The sequence below is a fragment of the Bradyrhizobium ferriligni genome (genome assembly GCF_056837965.1).
Window position 1 is genome coordinate 12,500 of record NZ_JBXEJO010000047.1, and the last position, 18,236, is coordinate 30,735.

Here is an 18,236-nt window from a genome sequence, read left to right on the forward strand (position 1 = left end):
TGATCCCACAAGGAGCCAGTCAATGTTCTCGGCTGCCCGAGAAAACTTGAGTTACAAGAAGAACTGCATTCCCGACGATAAGTATCATCATGCTTATCAGCAGATTATCGACGCTGCCGAACTTCACGATTTGCCCTGCGATGTATGGAAATCCGAATAGGCCAATGAAGTAGGAGAGCGTGAAGACTTGAGACGCAATTGCCAACGATGTCCCATCCGTTTCAGCAATGTACACGACCATACTGTTCAGGGTCGAATAGCTGAGACCGTATCCCAGCGCGAACATCATCGTTCCGAAGATGTAGTTCGCCGTACTGCCTACATTCACGAAAAGAATGAATAGCCCCGCGATAGTGCATATGATGAGAACCGCGGCTACGCGTTCAAGGCGAAATCTTCCAATTACCGGCGCCACAGCAAACCGCATGAAGACGGCTGTCAGCGTGAAAACCAGAAAGAATGTGTCGGCAGACTGTGATCGCGATGCAGCGTAGAGCGTTTGGAACGTGAAAAGACCGGCGAAAACGCATCCCCCAAGGCCGATCATGATGATCGGATATCGCGTGTTCGATTCGAACGCTTTTAGCACGCCCTCCAGGGTGAGACGTATGGTTGGCAATTTGGTCTGAGGAGCTTGCGCCAGCCCCCTACCGGCGAATTCCAAGAACGTCGCGCCAACGAGACATGCAGCCGCAAATAGGGCGTACACCGCAATGTAGGATCCCGCAGTCACCGCGACGGTGTGCGCGAGAGGAGAAGCAAGTCCGATACCCAGCATTTGCGACCCGGATAGCAAGGTAAGATACTTGATGCGGGCTTCGGCCCGCACGTGGCCCAGGACTTGAAGAGGCGCCAGCATATAGAAGCCGGACCACCCAATGCCGAGAAAAAGTCCTCCGACGTAAGCGAAGAGCGTTAAAGTTGACGCTAATGCGAAACACATCATCGCGCCCGCCATCATCACTGCGGCTACGGTGATAGTTCGCATTAAGCCAAGCGAATCCGCGATCCGGCCGACCATTAGCGAACACAGTATCGTTGCGATCGTACCGGTCGAGATAACGGCTCCGGCGGTCGTGGCGCTTTGTTGAATGGACCGCAGAGCGTCCACGAGAAAGAAACTCGAACCATAGGACGCCGCCAAACTGATACTACCAAGCATGAAAGGAATGGACACTTCTAACGGGATCGCACTGGGCAGTTTCTCGGCAGGAACGATGTTCGCGACTGTCATGCTGCAATCTTTCCCGGAAGGCATCGTTCAATATCTGAGACCGCCAACCTGCGTCCATCGATCTTCGGTGCCCCTCCATTTCGGTGAGGTGAAGGCGTCGAAGCGCGTGCGGCAACTGGATGGCCGCTATGACCGAGCCAGCGCCATAAGGCTTCTGTTATCTTGGGCATCAGCGGCCAGGCCAATATACTGAATCCCATAAGCCAGGCGTAAGCGGTCTTATGGTCCGGCGAACCATCAAGATGATCAACCCATTCGATAAGCGGCCGCGACGATTGCGATACCCGCAGACGGTCGAGCGAAAGCGCGGCGCACTGCTTTTCGTAGAGCCGATCCAACGTAACCATCATCGCACCATCAACGTGACATCCAGCGAGAGACGGCATCGTGTTTAGCGACCCCGTGCAGCGGTCGATTGCCGCGGATATCTTGTCGAGAACCGCGTTGTAACGATCGACCAGGCGCTCTGGTACCAAGTCGGTCTCGGTTTCTTCCGGGCAGATTTCCGACAGGTACACTCTGAGGACGTCGACCGATATATTTGGAATTCGAGCGATTTCGCCTGCCCAGATCACGTGGCCGCGACTCGTAGAGAACTTCGAACCGTTCAGCCGAAGGAAGTGATTGAAAAAAATTCGATCAAATGGGCGGAACGAGTTCTGACCCAATGCGCATCCAGTAACTCCGACAAGCATCGGGATTGTGTTATCGATACCGGTACCGCCAATGAGGAACGCATTGGACTCGCGCGCAAAAGGATTTGGCTTGCGGGTGCCCTCCGTGTCCTTGTAACCGCAATAGATAGAATGAGCGTAGAGTAACGAGGAGTAGCTAAACAGTATCTGCTGGCTGTTGAAATGTCGTGAATTCCAAGCCAGCCCGTGTAGTCCTGGTACGGTCAGGCGCATTTGCTGGCCTTTGCGCGCGACGTACCGTGTCCCTATCTCCAGAAAGCTGGATTCGATGGCCGTATCGTCCCACGTCCGTCGAAATAGGTCCTTTCCCGAAATTGAAAGGAACGCGGAAATGTTTTCCAGCCATTCGACGATCCGCCCGCGCCTAGATACCGGATTCAGCGCTTCCTCTGGCTCAAAATGATGTCCACACTGTTCGCAGAAGAAGCTCCCGGCAGATGCCAGGCAAACCGGGCAGGTTGCACCAAACCAGCCTCCAATGCAGAATCGCTCTTCTGGTGCGGCACTAGAATCCGCATCGTCCACTGGTAAGCGCCCCGCGAGGAAACGAAGCGAGCCTGCTGCAGATAAGGCGCCCATCAGCGCGTTGCCGACCTTCGAAAAGCGCTGCAGATTGCGGCCATACGCTGGATCATCGAAATGATCGAAGACGACACCGACAGAGGCGAGATCTTCAACAATTCTGATATGGAAGCCATGTGCCAAGGCGGACGGGTCAATGCTCTCAAGAGCCGCTCGGACCAGGACATGGTTCTCGAAACCGTCAGTCGTCAGTCCAGAACGAACATGATGCCCCGCCCTCTTCAGGTGCTTCTGCACAACATCCATTCTGAGATATGGCCCAGCGGCATGCCCCAGATGTGCTCTGCCATTGGCTGTCAAGTTGACGGGAGATATATACACATCAACGGGATGCGTATTCGCTACATTTATCCGCGGGATCGTTGGACTTCTTTTCATTGCTGCACAATGACTTCTATGAACACATATCGGGAAGCATCCAAACAGGTGCCAGACATCGCCGCTGGGACACGAAGGCGCATGCGGCTTATGGGGTTATGGACGCAGTCCGACTGCGTATCTCAAACTGGGCTCCATACGTCGAAGACCTGTAGCGTTCTGTTTGAGATTTTAGAGCAGACGACGCTGTTTCGCGGGATACTCGACGTATCGCTCTACCTCAACTCGCAACATCGGTAATCTCCTGGCCAACCGCTGCTTGGAAGCGATCAGTTCTGACGCCGTGAACGAAGCAAACGGCGCGCCAACTGAAATTGCTTGCTTCTGGGGCTTGTCAGAGCCGGCGTTTCGTCAACTTTCCGACATTGGTCACAAAGCTCACAAGTGGCCCCGTAAAGCCGGATGAGAGCGGTCGTAGGGAGAGGGATCTCTATTTTTTCGCGACCGTTACCCCAGCTGCGGCCAGCTGGTGATGTCGACGACTTGGGGCGGCGACCAGTGCGGACATAGCTTGCTTCCGCGGATCAACGCGTCACAGCTAATCGCTCACCATTAAATTAACCTGGGGTACGCCTGCACAACAGGCCGAGGTGCCATCCTAAACATTCCGCGCAATCCCTGGTTCAGGCGGAGGCCTTGATCTGGGATCGATAGCGCTGAGGCGCATACATTCCGTTGCGTATGTCGTGGTTGGTAGCGACGGAGAGGTCAGCGAGATCATTGGAACGGATGTGGATGTCACCGGACAATACGCGCCCAGGCAGCGGTTGGAAAACACGCTTGCAGCACTGCAGGAAAGCGAGCAGCGATTTCGCTACTATGCCGAAACGGCCTCGGACTGGCTCTGGGATACCGGGCCGGATCACCTATGCACCCGTCTTTCGGAACACGCGAGCGCTGCAGGTCTCTGGGCCGCCGAGCTCATTGGCCTGGCTCGTTGGGACGTTGCGTGCGATGTTGAGGCAGAACCCCAGAAATCGCAGCAGCATCGAACAACGCTAGCTGCACATCTTCCGTTTCGCGATCTGATCTATCCCGTCATTCGCTCATTCAGCCACAGTGCAGAATACGTGCAGCTTAGTGTGGCTGATTGTGGCGTCGGGATCGCTGAGGATGATACGGCCCGCGTCTTGGATCCCTTCTTCGCCACTAAATCAAGCGGTCTGGAATGGGACTTTCGATCTGCCGTTCAATCATGGAGGCTCACGGAGGGAGGCTGTCATTTGCCCGCAAGTAGGAGACGGCCGCGACGCTTCAATTCACTCTGCCGCTGCGTAGGAAAGCCATGTCGTGATTGGACGTTCTGAGTCGCCGCACGACGACAGGAAGGCCGGGGCCCGTCAAACGGTCGTCTCGTCGTGAACGATGGCTCAACGATCGCTCAAGAACCTCTTCAATCCGTGCGCCGGGGCGTCGCCAATTTCGGACGGCTCGCGAGATACGGCGGAGCAAGCTTCCGGATGTTGTCAACAGTCTGGTTCCACCTGGCCGGCGGATTGAGCGGTTCTCGATTTCCAGGCCGAGCTGCCATCATTGACCAATCGGCCCGAGATTGAAGCGTTGGCGAAGAGGTTCCGATCCTTCCGGTCCACAGGCGTTCCCACGAATAGATGGAACGAACAGCTTTGTCTCATAGCCGCCGAACCACCGATGCCGGGATAAGCAATCTATTCGCACGCGGCGAGTTCAACGATCGTCGCCGTGTCGAGGACCCTGCCGGCAAGGTCCTTGATCAGGATCTCGTTTCCAGATTCGGCGAGTTCATTTGCCTTGGCGAGAGCTTGCTTTGCGGAGCAAACGACGACCCGGATAGCACCATTGCCACTCTTCGAATAAACCTGATATCCAACGCCACTCATCGCGCCTCGCTGACGAAGGTCTCTAACGTTCCTACAGATCCGCGCCTAGTGCAAACGAGCCACAGCTCACACCTTCCGAACGGAACGAGTGCCAGGCGCTGGTCTGGTCTGTAAAGGATCACTGGATACACCGCTTAGCCGGCCGTTGTAGGATTGAGTAGGCGCGTCGAAAGATGTTGATGCGTGCCTGGGTTGCCATCATCGCGAAACGCTCAGGGCGCGGGCCGGTTCTGAGCGGCATCTCGCGAGGCCTCCCTTTCCGAACAAGCGCAGCGCCGCTAGCCGCTACTGACGCTGAGATGTTTTCCACTCCGTCGCCGAGAATGCTCGGAACGGAGCTTTGGCGACGATATTTCTGGACCAATCAGCCGAGCTTGAAGCAGATCGATTCTCCCTCCACCGCACACTTGGCTTCTGACGAGGCTGGGACGCCGATCTGACGCTCAGTCTGTCTATTGGACTGCGGGGCAAAGCGACCGCCGCTCGATTTGCCGCTATCCTTCGCGACATCGTTCTGGCAAATGCCAGGCAATCTATGGATTCTCAAACGGAATGCGCCTTCACATCAGAGGCCACGGCGACCCGCCGGTTGCTGCCGAAGACGCCCGCGACTCCAGGTCGTAAAACTATCCGAATGCTTCACGGCGTGCCGGAGCACGAATTCTCGATGATGACGCTCGCCAGCTCCTTCACATGGACGTAATGAAGCTGCAGATGATCTAGGGCGGGGTTGGTTCGCAATCTGGTGCTTAACACGCTGATAGACAAATGCTGGCATGCAGCGATCATGGACAATCCAGATCGCGGGTCAACCGCACCCGCGCCAGCATATGACGCTGTCGCAAAGCTCCTCACATTCCGCCCGCATTGCCGCTATCAACGCCCGCACGCAAAGAATGCACAAGTTCTCGCTCGAAGAGATCGGCCCTTCATCAAGCGAACCTCTAACATCTCCACACCGTCAGCGTGGCTTCATCTCAGCGCGTTGCCGTATGCTGAAGCGGCAGTCTCGGAGCCCACATCCGGTTGCCCCTAAACGCGACGTCCTGATTTTCAGGTCTCCATCGTTTCCGCGCCGGGAAAGACGGAGATCTCGGCAGGGTTGGTGAAAGCTCCGAACGCTCAGGCGACCCTTTGCGTGACAACCGTCGATATATCACGTTGGTTCGGGTTCCTGTAGCGCTCGGCAAGACTTTTGAACACCTCACCTATCTGATCTGAGCGAACAGTAAACTCCCCATAATTAGGATCAAAGAGGGTCGTCATTCCATTCGATGTCGACGTCGCGATTGAGTGTTTGCCACCTGCTGCGAAACGCAAGCTGAGCACGTAGACCGATGGATCGGCCGTGATTTCTTTCACTATCTTGTCAATGCGCGAAGATGAGCCGAACCTATATCGCGTCTGTTCGTTGGATGGATGCAAACCCGCATCACCCAACATTTTGCTTCTTGCCTGAAGGCCATGAGAACCTGCTGCCCCAGCGTTTCGCAAGTCAGTCTTGGCATCTTCATACTCCTTCTGCCGCGCTGCCGCCGAGGCATGGTTTTGAGCGCCCGGCCGCAGCGCACTCATTCGGGATGAGGGGCTACTATTGAGATCGAGCAGCCACTCCGCGGCCAACCCAAGGCAGATACCGTTAACATTGGCCTCAGGCAATTCAGCAGTCCTGTAATCGAACAGGGCACGGATCGGCCTTGCTGGAGAGGATGGATTGGAATCGGAGGACAGAGAGGATGGATTGGAATCGTAGGACAGAGAAGATACGCTGGAGTCGGAGGGCTCTGGACTGTAACCGTTTGCGTCTGGCCTGCTGCAGCAGCCCCCCATTTGGTCGAACGACTCACCATCTGACAGACTCTCCTGTTGCGCGCATTCCGTAAGTGCTTGCGCAAAGCTGCCACTGTCCATCGACTGTCCCGATTGATCAGCCCGATTGGAAGCTATGGATAGTCCGCTCACTCGATTATACATGATGGCTCGCCTGCCTCTTGAGCGCAGATTTCCTCAGAGCGAGTGCGGGATGCTCATGCTCTGCCTCTGAAGGATATTGCCGCAAGCTGACGACAAGCTGTCGAGCCGACAAGCTTGGAAACGTTATCGTTCATCTCCCCGATTGGAGGCACACCGTTTTGATCGCCAGCCCTGTTCCGGGCGAGTGGCTGGGACTGCAGAGCACGTGGTTCCGCTTGAAGTGGTGCCCGCCCTCGATACGACTTCCGTTGTTGCTCCTACCCCCACGTTCAACGCGGCTTTCCACAAGCACTGGCTGAACACCACCAAAAACTAACTCGAATCCCAACACGCCCACGATGAAAGCAGCCGCGGTGATGCATATGAGGCAACTCTTGCCGATTCAGTACACGTTAATGACCACCTGTGCGGCAGCCGGATTTCCGGCTGCCCCCCGGCACGTTGCAACTGGCAGACAAGCCCGACATGTCCGGCAATCGTGCTGCCTTCCGGCGGCGCAGAACCGACGTTTCTGCGCTAACCAAGCGCCCGCTTCTGCGCGGACATTGTTGATGCAACTCGTCATGCTGTCGCACTCATCCGCGCAAACAACATTGCTGCGTCGGACGGTCTTAGCCCAACAATGCCTACGAAGCTCGGCGGTGGCATCGGGATGTCTCGATCAGTGGGTCTCCATAGATGCAGGCAATACCGACTGTTATTCACATATTGCGAAAGAGGCGGATGCAATTGCATCACGCACTCCTCTTCATCCCAAAACAGGTCTTTTACGAAGCACATCTCTTCCCAGTTTGGACAACGCCGCGCCGTCGAGACAGCGACGTGCTCCCAGGTAGGACGAACAAATCCACTGATCTTGAGTTCACACCCGCAGGGCCCCTGCACAAGAAACAGGCCGCAAGGGCCTGATCCAGGAACGCTGGCGAACTGCCCGTATTTTACCCGGCCAGCCTCAAGCTTCTCTATGATCTGCGCTCGCACGTCCCCTCCTTTGCCTCGCGGATTGCTTTGAAGTCGACGTAGATGACGTTGTCTGGCAACTGATCAACCGGCGCCAGCTCGGTCCTCACCCCGGCGTTCCAAAACCACTCTTCAGCGAACCATCTGCCGAGAAATACGCAGATGTCCATCATCACTTGCTCTCCTAATTCTTGGTTTTCGAACGCTCATATCGCGTTTTAGGACACGACGGACACGCTCATTTGCCCCTTGATTGCCAGGCCGCGCACGATCCGCTCGATACGAATCGGCCAGTTACACACCCATGGTTGACCCGACGGGCAGACCCGGTGGACGACTTCGTCACCACGTCGAGCCTCGCGTGGGCCATCTTGCTCATCTATGCTGGCAGGCTTGGGCTCTCTTCGCCGAACAGCGCCGGCCTGCAGGCAGGTCGGCTCTTGAGCCTTAGCACGTCCAAACAAGTATTCATTGCCCTGCCCGTGCAGATCAGCTGGTGATGTGCTTGACCATATGAAATGGGTCGAGGCCGATCATGGCCCATCAACTCATCGACGATGGACCGATCGTCATCCCGGCGGCTCCATTTGATCGCATATGATACCTGCTTGTAGATTCCATTATGGCTCGAAAGCCGCGCACGCTCTGCCGCCACTATGATTCGAAAGGGACGGCGCCTCGGTCCGCGCCGTCATGTGGGTCCTCCATAGCTCGCAGCACGCGCTTCTCGTGGTCTGAAACAGTGCCAATGCGTCATCTATGTGACCGTGATCAGGCTGTAAGAGCGCAAACTCAAACCAGTTCGCATCGGAGCCGCAGACGGCTGAGCCAACATGTCATTAAGTGAACTGCCAACATCTCAACGCTTTTCTTCCATCTAAGCGGCTCTTCGTCAGCTAGCGGTCAGCGAAGACGACTAACTTGGCTTGCTGCCTCAGGCTGAACCGCGATCAACGGCGATCTTTCGGACGACATTGTCGCCGTATGTCGCTTGCGACGGACCTACTGTCGTTGGCTTTCAGACATCGGTGTCGCGAATTCGACTAAGGGCAGCTAGACCATGGCGCTGAACGCGACAAATAGCATTTTTTCTTTTGTCAAAGCGGCGCCGGTACATCTCCGTTCGTGGCATGCTGATTGCTGCGGTCAAGAAAACGAAGCGAACAGGACGCGCCATATCCGGTCGTCAATTCACGACGGGCTATTTGTGTTGTCCGGAACGCTGCAGCGCTACGCAGGCCGGCGATTCGCAGGGTTTTTCGTCTGAGCGACGATACGAACGGAATTTTGACACTCAAGCCCGTGAAGGAAGACCGCGAAACTCATGAGTGATACGAGACATCCAAACGCGAGCCTGCTTCCGTGGGCCAGCGCATCGTGGGATGAATGATGCACTGGCGCACACCAAAGCACCCCATGATCAAGCAGTATGGCGCTGATTGCGGATCTTGGCCGACACAAACGAAATGGAACCTGTGGCCACTGGTCGGCTTGCTCCTAAACGCGCTGCTCTGGGCCGGTATCTGCTGGAGCGTCGCAGCGCTCCTATGAGCGAAATAGAATCGAGGGCGATGTCTTGACAGATAGTGCGGCACACGAGCGCTTCTCGACCACTCGTATGCCGCGACTGTTCCGATCAAATCGTGCGGAGGATGAAGCAGGCGCACCGCCAGTCTGGCAGTGGAACTCTCTTTCTTTGATTTGGTTCAAGTCAACACCTGACGGATTACCTAGACACGACATGCGGCTCTCTCGCGACGCAAACGAAATGGGCGGAGATAACAGGACAACGCCTCGAATCGGCGGACGGACATGACCCGCCAGCATGCCGGCTGACATCGGCTATTACCCGCGCCCAGATGCGCAGAAGGCCGCAAACGCGCTTTGTGAAGCCCGCGCAAGAATGGCGACAGGGATCGCGTCGCCAGACTCGCCAGCGTCCCGATCCCATCGCGACAGGAGCAGGCCGTCATATCAACATGTTGCACGCGGCCACCTCGTGCCCTCTCCCCGAGATCTGACGCCCCGCCGTACGTCTCGGCTCATCCGGTGTACAGACTTGCAATTGACTCGGCGCCAAGCGCGCCGAGCGACCTTTGTTCCACGAATGCAATTGCGAACCGGTATGCCCGGGGAGTTGGTTGAAGCGCAGCGAGCCCTTACAACTCATAATCGGACAACGTGTCGTTCTCGTTTATGCGCGCCTGCCAGTCCTGGGCACGCAGAGCCAGCTTGTCGTATTCGATGGCAATCTTAAGAAGCCTATCTCTGGATTTGCCGTAAGCGAGTGCTTCCGCCTTCTTTCGCGTTGCTTCCGCACGGCCTCGCCAGTGATCGGGCTCGTAGAGTTTACTTTTCGGATTCATGGCGGTGAGCATGCAATTGTCAGATCAAAGAAATGCGACAAGCGCGCTACGTACAATTACGTAACAGCGATGCTTATCTCGTTGGCTACGCCGCCGTGCCATGCGCAGGCGCCGTGCAGCAATACTGCGTACACTGTTCCATCCGAGGCCCCTCGCGTAGGCGTTCGCCTAAGACGGAACATGCACATTCCCAGATCTTCAGACGATTGGGCCCACGAAGGGGCTTGAATCGCTCGTTGCGTCAGATTGTACGATCCTAGACATGTGGGGACCACCTTCGACAATCTAGACGCTTCCTGACAGATAATGAGAACTGCCTACCCGGGCCATTTTCCAATCGTCAGGTCATTTTGCGTTTGGCCAAGTGAAAACACAACCGCTGCCCCCACCGGCTTGAAGGGATATCATGACTCAAAACCCACGGCTGCGTTTGGCTTCGCTTCTCAATGGCGACTACCGCGCTATCGCTCTTGCTGTCGCAATGACAGCCGCAATCCCCGAACAGATGAATGCGCGCGACCAAGCGCCGACCGCGGAGGAGAAGGAAGCTTGTATGGAGGACGTGATCCGCCTGTGCAGCAGCCACATACCTGATCGTGTCGCCATTACGTCTTGTCTTCGATCAAAGCAAGCGAGCCTCAGCCAGCAGTGTCGCTACGTGTTCTCCGTTCGAGATACTGGCAAGAAGAACAGTGGCTCAAAATGAGGGATCGCCGGCGTGAGCCGTGCCAGCTCACATTTTGAAATGGATCAAGCCTGATCTTCCACCAAGGCAAGTGATCAAGCGCGGGCCGTCGAGAGCGGTACCAATCGGTCACAACTGACAGACGCTCTGGCCACAGTGCTTGTCCGGATAAGCGAATGCACAAATTACCCTTCGACACGGTTCTAATCGCCAATAGGGGCGAGATAGCTGCACGAATCATCAAAACGTCACGGAAGCTTGGACTCCGTTCTGCGATTGCCTACCACGAGGTAGACGCCCTGACCCCGGCCGTCTCCATGGCCGACTTGGCGATTCCGATTAGCGGCCGCACGCCGGTGGCGAGCTATCTGGACATAGCGCAGATCATCGCTGCCGCTCGCAAGGCGAATGCCGGGGCACTGCATCCGGGTTATGGATTGCTTTCCGAGAGTGCGGAGTTCGCCAGGACTGTGATCAAGGCAGGTATTACCTTCATCGGGCCTGCTCCGGAAACCATCGAGCTCATGGGGGACAAGATCCGGGCCCGCAATTTCGTTCAGCGTAACGGCTTTCCAGTCCTTCCCTGCGCCATCGAAGAAGATGATCCGCCGACATTCGTTTCGAGAGCGCAAGCTGTCGGATATCCTTTGCTGGTGAAGCCGACAGGGGGCGGTGGGGGCAAGGGCATGCGGATTGTCCGCGACCCAGATGCATTGGAAGCAGCCATCGAGCAGGCCCGCAGTGAAGCGCGTCGCTGCTTCGGAGATGGCCGACTTTATGTCGAACGATATCTCGAAATGCCGCGGCACATCGAAGTACAGGTGTTGGGTGACGCCTTCGGTAACCTAGTCCATCTCTTCGAGCGTGAGTGTTCGGTGCAGCGCCGCTTCCAGAAGATCATAGAGGAGACGCCCTCGCCCGCGTTATCACCAGAATTGCGGGCGCGCATTTGCGAAGCCGCTGTCGGCATCGCCCGTGCGGCGCAATATCACAATGCTGGAACGGTTGAGTTCATTCTCAGCGAAGGCGACTTCTACTTTCTCGAAATGAATACCCGCCTTCAAGTCGAGCATCCAGTGACCGAGATGGTCACTGGCGTCGACCTGATCGCCGAACAGGTTTATGCCGCAGCGGGCCGCGAACTTGCGCTTTCGCAATCCGATATTGCTTCGAACGGGCATGCGATCGAGCTTAGGCTGTACGCGGAGGCTCCCGAACGCGGATACGTTCCAACCACTGGCAAAGTACTTCTTCTCGAGTATCCGGACGGCGTACGGATCGACAGCGGCATCATGCGAGGTCAGCACATCACGGCGGCGTTCGATCCGATGCTTGCAAAGATCATCGTGCATGCACCAAGCCGCATAGAGGCTGCTATGAAAGCCCATCGTGCGGTTCGAGAACTTGTTCTACTTGGGTGTGAGACCAATGCAAGCTTGCTCGCCCGGATCCTAGCCGACGAGGCATTTCTCGGCGGTCAGCTTCATACGGGATACCTTGAAGAAAACCCGCATCTTGCAGCGGACAATTTTGCTACCGGATTGTCTGCGTTCCTGGCATCCGCCGCTCTGCTGACGAGACCGGTGCGTGCTTCCGCTGACGCCGTGCCCGAGCTTCACGCAGCATTCGGCAGCTGGAGAAATTGACGTGTATCACTCATTCGAGGTCGACCGCGTAGACCATAGGCTATGGCTTTCAACCAGCCAGCAGGGCTACCGGCTCCATTTGTGCGACCAAGTAATTGCCCCCGTCGCGTTCACGCAGCACAGTGAGAGTAGCGGCATCCTGACCATTGCGGGGGAACGCGAACCGGTCAGGTTCGCCATCGATGGCGACCTGATTCACCTGCATATACGCGGCAGAACCCGCATTGTGCGCTACAACGACCCATTGCGAGCGCTCACTACCGCGAATGACGAAACACGTCCTCTAATCGCCCGTGCGCCGATGCCTGGCGTAGTTATTGCGACTACCGTTTCGCCTGGCCAATCAGTCTCGGCGGGAATGGCGCTGATGATGATTGAGAGCATGAAGCTGGAGACGATCATACGCTCACCACAGGACGGCATCGTCGATCGGATTCACGTCAAGGAAGGCGAAAGCTTCGAGCATGACGCTGTGCTGGTCACGCTGTCCGAAGAGGGGCGCTGAAATGCAGCGGATCGGTTCCGTAGCGGACGTTAACTCGCAGGCGTTTCGCCGCAATGATTTCCATAACAGACAGCTTGCGGCCGAATTGAAGGAACGGCAACGCGCTGCCCGCTTCCACCGGCCTGAACGGGACTTCGAACGACTGCGTCGACAGAACAAACTGTTTGTTCGCGAGCGACTCGCAGCCTTGCTCGATCCGGAAACTCCGTTCCTGGAGCTTTCCACGCTGGCCGCCAACAAGGCATATGATGGCGAGGTGCCCAGCGCCGCGCAGGTCGTAGGCATCGGCATTGTGGCGGGTCGGGAGGTGATTGTTCATGCCGACGATGCCAGCGTGAAAAGCGGCGCATGGTATCCGCTCTCGGTCAAGAAGATTGTGCGGGCCCTGGATATCGCCATCGAGAACCGTCTGCCGGTGATTCATCTGTGCGACTGCGCCGGCGGGTTTCTGCCTTTGCAGGCGGAATTCTTTGCGGATCGCTACCACGCCGGTCGAATACTCCGGAATCAATCCATTCTATCGAAGATGGGGGTGCCGCAGGTCGCCATCGTCATGGGCCACTGCACCGCGGCAGGGGCCTACGTCCCCGCGCTTAGTGAATACAACATCATGGTCGAAGGTACGGGAGCGATTTTTCTCGGCGGCCCCCCGGTCGTAAAGGCTGCCACCGGGGAACACGTGTCGGCCGAAGATCTGGGCGGCGCTCTCATGCATACCAACGTGTCGGGCACCAGTGATTACGTCGCAAGCTCCGAGATGCATGCAATTGCGATTGCCCGCGACGTCGTCGCTCGGTTCCGCCAACCGGCGAAGACTTGGATCGATCGAGTGGCTCCTGAGCCCCCCGCCTACAGTGCTTCCGAACTCTACGGTATCATTCCAAAGGACGCCCGAGCGCAGTTCGACATGCGAGAGATCATCGCTCGTCTGGTCGATGGCAGCCGATTTCATGAGTACCAGCCGCGTTTTGGCACGTCACTTGTGTGTGGCTTTGCGCGGCTTCATGGATATCAAGTCGGGATCCTTGCCAATAATGGCGTGCTGTTCAGCGATAGCTCGCTGAAGGGCGCTCATTTCATCCAATTATGCGACAAGAATCGGACGCCCCTGCTCTTCCTGCAGAATGTCACGGGCTTCATGGTTGGCCGCGAATATGAGCGGCGTGGGATTACCAAGGACGGCGCTAAGCTGATCATGGCAGTATCCGGAGCGTCCGCGCCAAAGTTTACGGTCGTTTGCAATAGCTCGCACGGCGCGGGCACTTACGCTATGTCGGGACGCGCGTTTGATCCTCGATTTGTGTTCAGCTGGCCTAATTCCCAGATATCCGCGATGGGCGCCGAGCAGGCCGCCGGCGTTCTCACCCACGTCAAGGCGCGACAGTTGGCTCGCGCGGGCGGACGTCTCTCCGAGCAGGAACTGGCAGCCATTCGAGAGCCAATTCTTGAAGAATATCACGAACGATCCAGCGCCTATTATGCGACCTCCGAAATCTGGGACGACGGCATCCTGGATCCTGTCGACACCAGAACCGCCCTCGCAATTGCATTGAGCGCTTCGCTCAATGCGCCGATCGACGCGCCGCAGTATGGCGTATTCCGGCTATAAAGCAGGACCGAACACGAGATGCAGCTTGAGATATACCACCTTCCGCAACCGTCAGCAGGTAGAGTTCGATGACAGCCAATCCGTGAAAGCAGCAGAGCATGGTGTTCGTGACGTTCTGTGCACCTTCACCTGCAATCTGGCCGGTTACTTTCTGGTAGCCATGAGGTCGGGCTTCGACCCGAAATAGGTAATGGAGCTCGCTTCAACGCTCGACGACGCGGCGCCCGCAGGCCGAAGGCTTCCGTGGACCGGATCGGAACACCGCGCTCAAGAGACAGCCGCGGCAACCACCGGCGCGAGACATTTACGTTGGCGCTGGCGTCCACGCGCCTGCACTGTTCTGATCGGCCGATGAGCTGTCCTGACAGCACCATAAAATGGAGAGCTTGACCCTCACGTAGCGTCAGGTTGTAGCCTCCCCGAGGGCCCCGCACCCAACCAACCGATACGCAGGGGTCAATGAAGTATCAGCCGCTCAGGTTGGGCGGCAGGCAGCTGCTTCGATGCACCAATGTCATGTCTCTTCAACGAAAACACCGTTGAACGGACGAGCCTCAGCTTTGGACACGGATCCTGGAAAGTTCGATGGAAGCGCTCAAATCGATCATTGGCAAAGTTGCCAGCGGCGCCACTCTGACGCGTGAGGAAACCGCGTTAGCCTTCGACAGCATGATGTCGGGACACGCGACCCCTTCGCAGATCGGCGGCTTGTTGATGGGAATGCGGGTTCGCGGCGAAACGGTCGAAGAAGTTACCGGTGCAGCCTCGGCGATTCGGGATAGAATGCCGCGGGTCGAGGCGGCTTGCGATCCCATCGATATCACTGGCGCGAGCGAAGGCTCCATGTGGTCGGCTAACGTGTCGACATGCGCCTCCTTTATTGTTGCCGGGGCCGGCGTTCCTGTTGTCAATAACGCCAACCGCGCTGCGTCCTCCGGTTTGTGTGCCGCAGACGTGTTGGCGCGCCTCGGCGTGAAGATCGATCTTGAGCCTGAGGCGGTTGCGCGTTGCGTGCACGAAGCTGGCATCGGCTTCATGTTTGCGGCGCCCCATTATCCGGCGATGCAGCGCGTTGGCCAGATTCGGACCGCACTTGGGACCCACACGATTTTCAATCTAATCGGACTTCTGTCCAATCCGGCCAGAGTCAAGCGGCAGATGATCGGAGTATTCTCTCGCGAATGGGTCCAGCCTTTGGCGTATGTATTGAAGAACCTTGGTGCGGAATCGGTATGGGTGGTTCATGGCTCGGACGGACTCGACGAAATTACCCTTACCGGCCAGACCTTTGTTGCATCGCTTGAGGCGGGTACAATCCGTACCTTCGAAGTGACGCCGGAAGAAGCCGGTCTCCGCCGCTGCCGCAAGGAGGCGCTGGAAGGCGACGATGCCGATGCCGCCGCGCTGCAAAGCATGCTTGATGGCGCACCAAGTCGATTTCGAGATGCCGCGCTTTTGAATGCGGCGGCCGCTTTGATTGTAGCCGGCCGGGCCTCAACGCTGCAGGAAGGCGTTGCACTTGGGAAAGCGTCGCTTGATCGCGGCGCCGCGGCCACTCGTCTGAAGCGCCTGATCACGGTTTCCAATGCGTGACAGCGGGGTTGCTCGATGTTCTAACGTCTTGATCAACGCCAATGCTCACAAGCGCGAAGGGATTGCAGCCGCGAACGCGCGGCTGCTTCTGCGCACTTTCGAAGATGGTGTTGCCGTCTGTCCGCGCATTGATCAAACAATTCGCCTTAACCACGCGGCGCGAGAGCCCCCTTCTTTATCGGCAAGAGCCTGTTGCGGCACACAGTTGAAGTCGGGGAGCGCGACGACACGCTCGTGCGCTGCGCTCCAAAGGAGATCATCAGCAATGTCCTCACAGGATATGGAAACACTCGGATCCATTGCAACGATAGAACACATCATTAGAAAGTTTCGGGAATTGATCGACACGGACGGATCGATCCCGCCGGAGCTACGAGGTGCGCTGCACGCGACACTCGATGGACATCTTCTCGATGCGAAAAAGCGTGTTCTCTTGAGAGTCAATTAGCGTACCTATGCTGCTCCATGCGGAAAACATCCGGCCGGACTGTTCATGGATTCGTCGTCGGGATCGACGGCGCGGGCAGAATTGCGACTCGCCGCTGCCACGTGCATCAACAGGGTACTCCCAAGCAGGAAACCTCCTCGCGCTGAGTTGCCCGGCGAGAGGGGCAGCCATTGGTTGCGCAACGCGACACCGTGCGCCCAATAGCAGGCACAAAGGGATCAAGGTCATCCGCGCGCAACGGAGACACCAGAATTGGAGTAAAGCTCCAGAGGCAGGTCATGAGCCACCAGTCCCCTCCTAGGATTCGGGATACCCCATCTGTCCAAGCGACCGAGTTCCGTCAGGCCATGCGAAATCTGGCGAGCGGTGTCGCCATCGTGGCGACCGGAAAGGCAGCAGAACGACGTGGACTGACGGTCAGTTCGGTGACCTCCATTTGCATGGAGCCACCGTGCCTGCTCGTTGGCATAAAAGTCGGCTCCGAGACGCATGACGGGATACTCGCCAGTCGCAGCTTCGGAGTCAGCCTTCTGCGCAATGACCAGATTGACCTTGCGCTACGTTTTGGCGGTCAGGAGGGTGCGAAAGGTGTTCACCGCTTCGATACCGCGCCCTGGAAACAGGGCGTCCTCGATGTACCGCTATTGCCGAACGCTTTTTGTGCGCTCGAATGCGTCCTCTACGACCACAAGGTGATTGGCACACACACCATCTTTATCGGACGAATCATCGCGACCCAGGTAGGCCTCGGCAATCCATTGATCAACTTCCGGGGCGCGCTTCGAACCTTGCCGCTTGATTGAGTGCGATTTCCTTTACAAGCACCGTTCGGTGAGTGCGGCGTTCACGCGAGCCTGTGACGCGTTAAAGATCGATGACCTGCATTTTCATGATCTGCGTCACGAACGTACCTATCGTATTTTCCCGTGAGCTGCGATCCCGCGCCAGCACAAGAGGTGAGCGACCCGCTCAAGCTGGACGACTTCTTGATGCGAACAAGAGCGCGTCCGAGGCAGACATGGAACACAAGAGGTTGGAATCGGGCACGCTGCTTCGCCCCCGGAGCCGAGGTTAACCGGAATTACACTCATCTCGCGAAGTGAGTATAGAAACGCTCGACGCCGGGTTCCACCTCGAGCACGAAGATTGCTCGATGTCGAACCGCTGTTTAGCGCCGGCATCCGCCCGGTAGACGCCGCTGATCTTCTCGCCGGCCTTGGCATCAACGTGTTCAAGGCCAGTGCCCGCAGACATCCTCACGGAAGAGCATTGGGTGAACGGCAGCTTGTGGCGCATCCCGAGGCCACGACAGCGGAGCCTAGTCTAGCGCCTTGACGCGATCTAGCCCTTCTGCGACGAACCTTGCCCGCCTTTGCGCTTGCGTTCCTGCACTTCGTAGCTGGCCTTGAGCGTTGGGTCGTTTGTCTCGCCGGCATCCGTATCGGCATCGCCGCCGTCCCGGGCCGGGTCTTGATCGCGTCCGCAGTGTCTTTCATTTCCTGCCTGTTCCGGTGCCGGGTCGCCCGAAGACTCGCAGACACGTGTGAAGACAAGATAGCAGCAAGCGGCCACGAGGCCGCTGAATTGCGGGGAATGTAAGCTGCGCAGTTAGCGGAGGAATTGAGCAGAACAGCTACAGTTCACGAGAACAGCCACCGGCTCTCGAGCTTGCATGCTGGATCCTACCAAGTTTGGTAGCTGT

Annotated in this window: 14 protein-coding genes and 1 pseudogene; 8 read left to right on the plus strand and 7 right to left on the minus strand. The window is 57.2% G+C overall.

Annotation, left to right across the window (positions count from 1 at the left end; genetic code table 11):
- Window positions 1–19 precede the first annotated feature (19 nt).
- The 7 genes from AC1VNY_RS26145 to AC1VNY_RS26175 form a co-directional block, all read right to left on the minus strand.
- On the minus strand, window positions 20–1,234 hold the full coding sequence (locus AC1VNY_RS26145; protein WP_482407356.1) for an MFS transporter: 1,215 nt from the start codon (window positions 1,232–1,234) through the stop codon (window positions 20–22).
- Window positions 1,231–2,889: a class I tRNA ligase family protein gene (locus tag AC1VNY_RS26150; protein WP_482407357.1), complete on the minus strand. Its 1,659-nt coding sequence runs from the start codon at window positions 2,887–2,889 to the stop codon at window positions 1,231–1,233. Before AC1VNY_RS26150 ends, AC1VNY_RS26145 begins: the two co-directional genes overlap by 4 nt.
- Before the next feature lie 1,667 nt (window positions 2,890–4,556).
- A complete protein-coding gene (locus tag AC1VNY_RS26155) occupies window positions 4,557–4,748 on the minus strand; it encodes a hypothetical protein (protein WP_482407358.1) in 192 nt (63 codons plus the stop codon).
- A gap of 1,122 nt (window positions 4,749–5,870) precedes the next feature.
- On the minus strand, window positions 5,871–6,659 hold the full coding sequence (locus tag AC1VNY_RS26160) for a YopT-type cysteine protease domain-containing protein (protein WP_482407359.1): 789 nt from the start codon (window positions 6,657–6,659) through the stop codon (window positions 5,871–5,873).
- 624 nt (window positions 6,660–7,283) lie between these two features.
- Complete coding sequence (locus tag AC1VNY_RS26165; RefSeq protein WP_482407360.1) at window positions 7,284–7,703, minus strand: DUF7694 domain-containing protein; 420 nt, start codon at window positions 7,701–7,703, stop codon at window positions 7,284–7,286.
- Window positions 7,685–7,855 carry a hypothetical protein gene (locus AC1VNY_RS26170; protein ID WP_194456179.1) on the minus strand — a complete coding sequence of 57 codons (171 nt, stop codon included), beginning with the start codon at window positions 7,853–7,855 and terminating at the stop codon, window positions 7,685–7,687. The genes AC1VNY_RS26165 and AC1VNY_RS26170 overlap by 19 nt, the downstream gene beginning before the upstream one ends.
- A 1,986-nt stretch (window positions 7,856–9,841) precedes the next feature.
- Complete coding sequence (locus AC1VNY_RS26175; RefSeq protein WP_482407361.1) at window positions 9,842–10,060, minus strand: hypothetical protein; 219 nt, start codon at window positions 10,058–10,060, stop codon at window positions 9,842–9,844.
- 394 nt (window positions 10,061–10,454) lie between these two features.
- Between AC1VNY_RS26175 and AC1VNY_RS26180 the strand changes: the two genes are divergently transcribed.
- The 8 genes and pseudogenes from AC1VNY_RS26180 to AC1VNY_RS26215 form a co-directional block, all read left to right on the plus strand.
- Complete coding sequence (locus AC1VNY_RS26180) at window positions 10,455–10,754, plus strand: hypothetical protein (RefSeq protein ID WP_482407362.1); 300 nt, start codon at window positions 10,455–10,457, stop codon at window positions 10,752–10,754.
- A gap of 155 nt (window positions 10,755–10,909) precedes the next feature.
- Window positions 10,910–12,379: an acetyl-CoA carboxylase biotin carboxylase subunit gene (locus AC1VNY_RS26185; RefSeq protein WP_482407363.1), complete on the plus strand. Its 1,470-nt coding sequence runs from the start codon at window positions 10,910–10,912 to the stop codon at window positions 12,377–12,379.
- 1 nt (window position 12,380) lies between these two features.
- Window positions 12,381–12,884 carry an acyl-CoA carboxylase biotin carboxyl carrier protein subunit gene (locus tag AC1VNY_RS26190; protein WP_482407364.1) on the plus strand — a complete coding sequence of 168 codons (504 nt, stop codon included), beginning with the start codon at window positions 12,381–12,383 and terminating at the stop codon, window positions 12,882–12,884.
- Window position 12,885: 1 nt separating this feature from the next.
- Complete coding sequence (locus AC1VNY_RS26195) at window positions 12,886–14,493, plus strand: acyl-CoA carboxylase subunit beta (protein WP_482407365.1); 1,608 nt, start codon at window positions 12,886–12,888, stop codon at window positions 14,491–14,493.
- Window positions 14,494–14,518: 25 nt separating this feature from the next.
- Entirely contained in the window at window positions 14,519–14,680 is a 162-nt protein-coding gene (locus AC1VNY_RS26200; protein WP_482407366.1) for a hypothetical protein, read from the plus strand.
- A 398-nt stretch (window positions 14,681–15,078) separates the two neighbouring features.
- Complete coding sequence (gene trpD / locus AC1VNY_RS26205) at window positions 15,079–16,086, plus strand: anthranilate phosphoribosyltransferase (RefSeq protein ID WP_482407367.1); 1,008 nt, start codon at window positions 15,079–15,081, stop codon at window positions 16,084–16,086.
- 726 nt (window positions 16,087–16,812) lie between these two features.
- A complete protein-coding gene (locus tag AC1VNY_RS26210) occupies window positions 16,813–17,337 on the plus strand; it encodes a flavin reductase family protein (protein WP_482407368.1) in 525 nt (174 codons plus the stop codon).
- 7 nt (window positions 17,338–17,344) lie between these two features.
- A pseudogene (locus AC1VNY_RS26215) lies at window positions 17,345–17,458 on the plus strand (site-specific integrase); the annotation flags it as partial.
- Window positions 17,459–18,236: the final 778 nt, after the last annotated feature.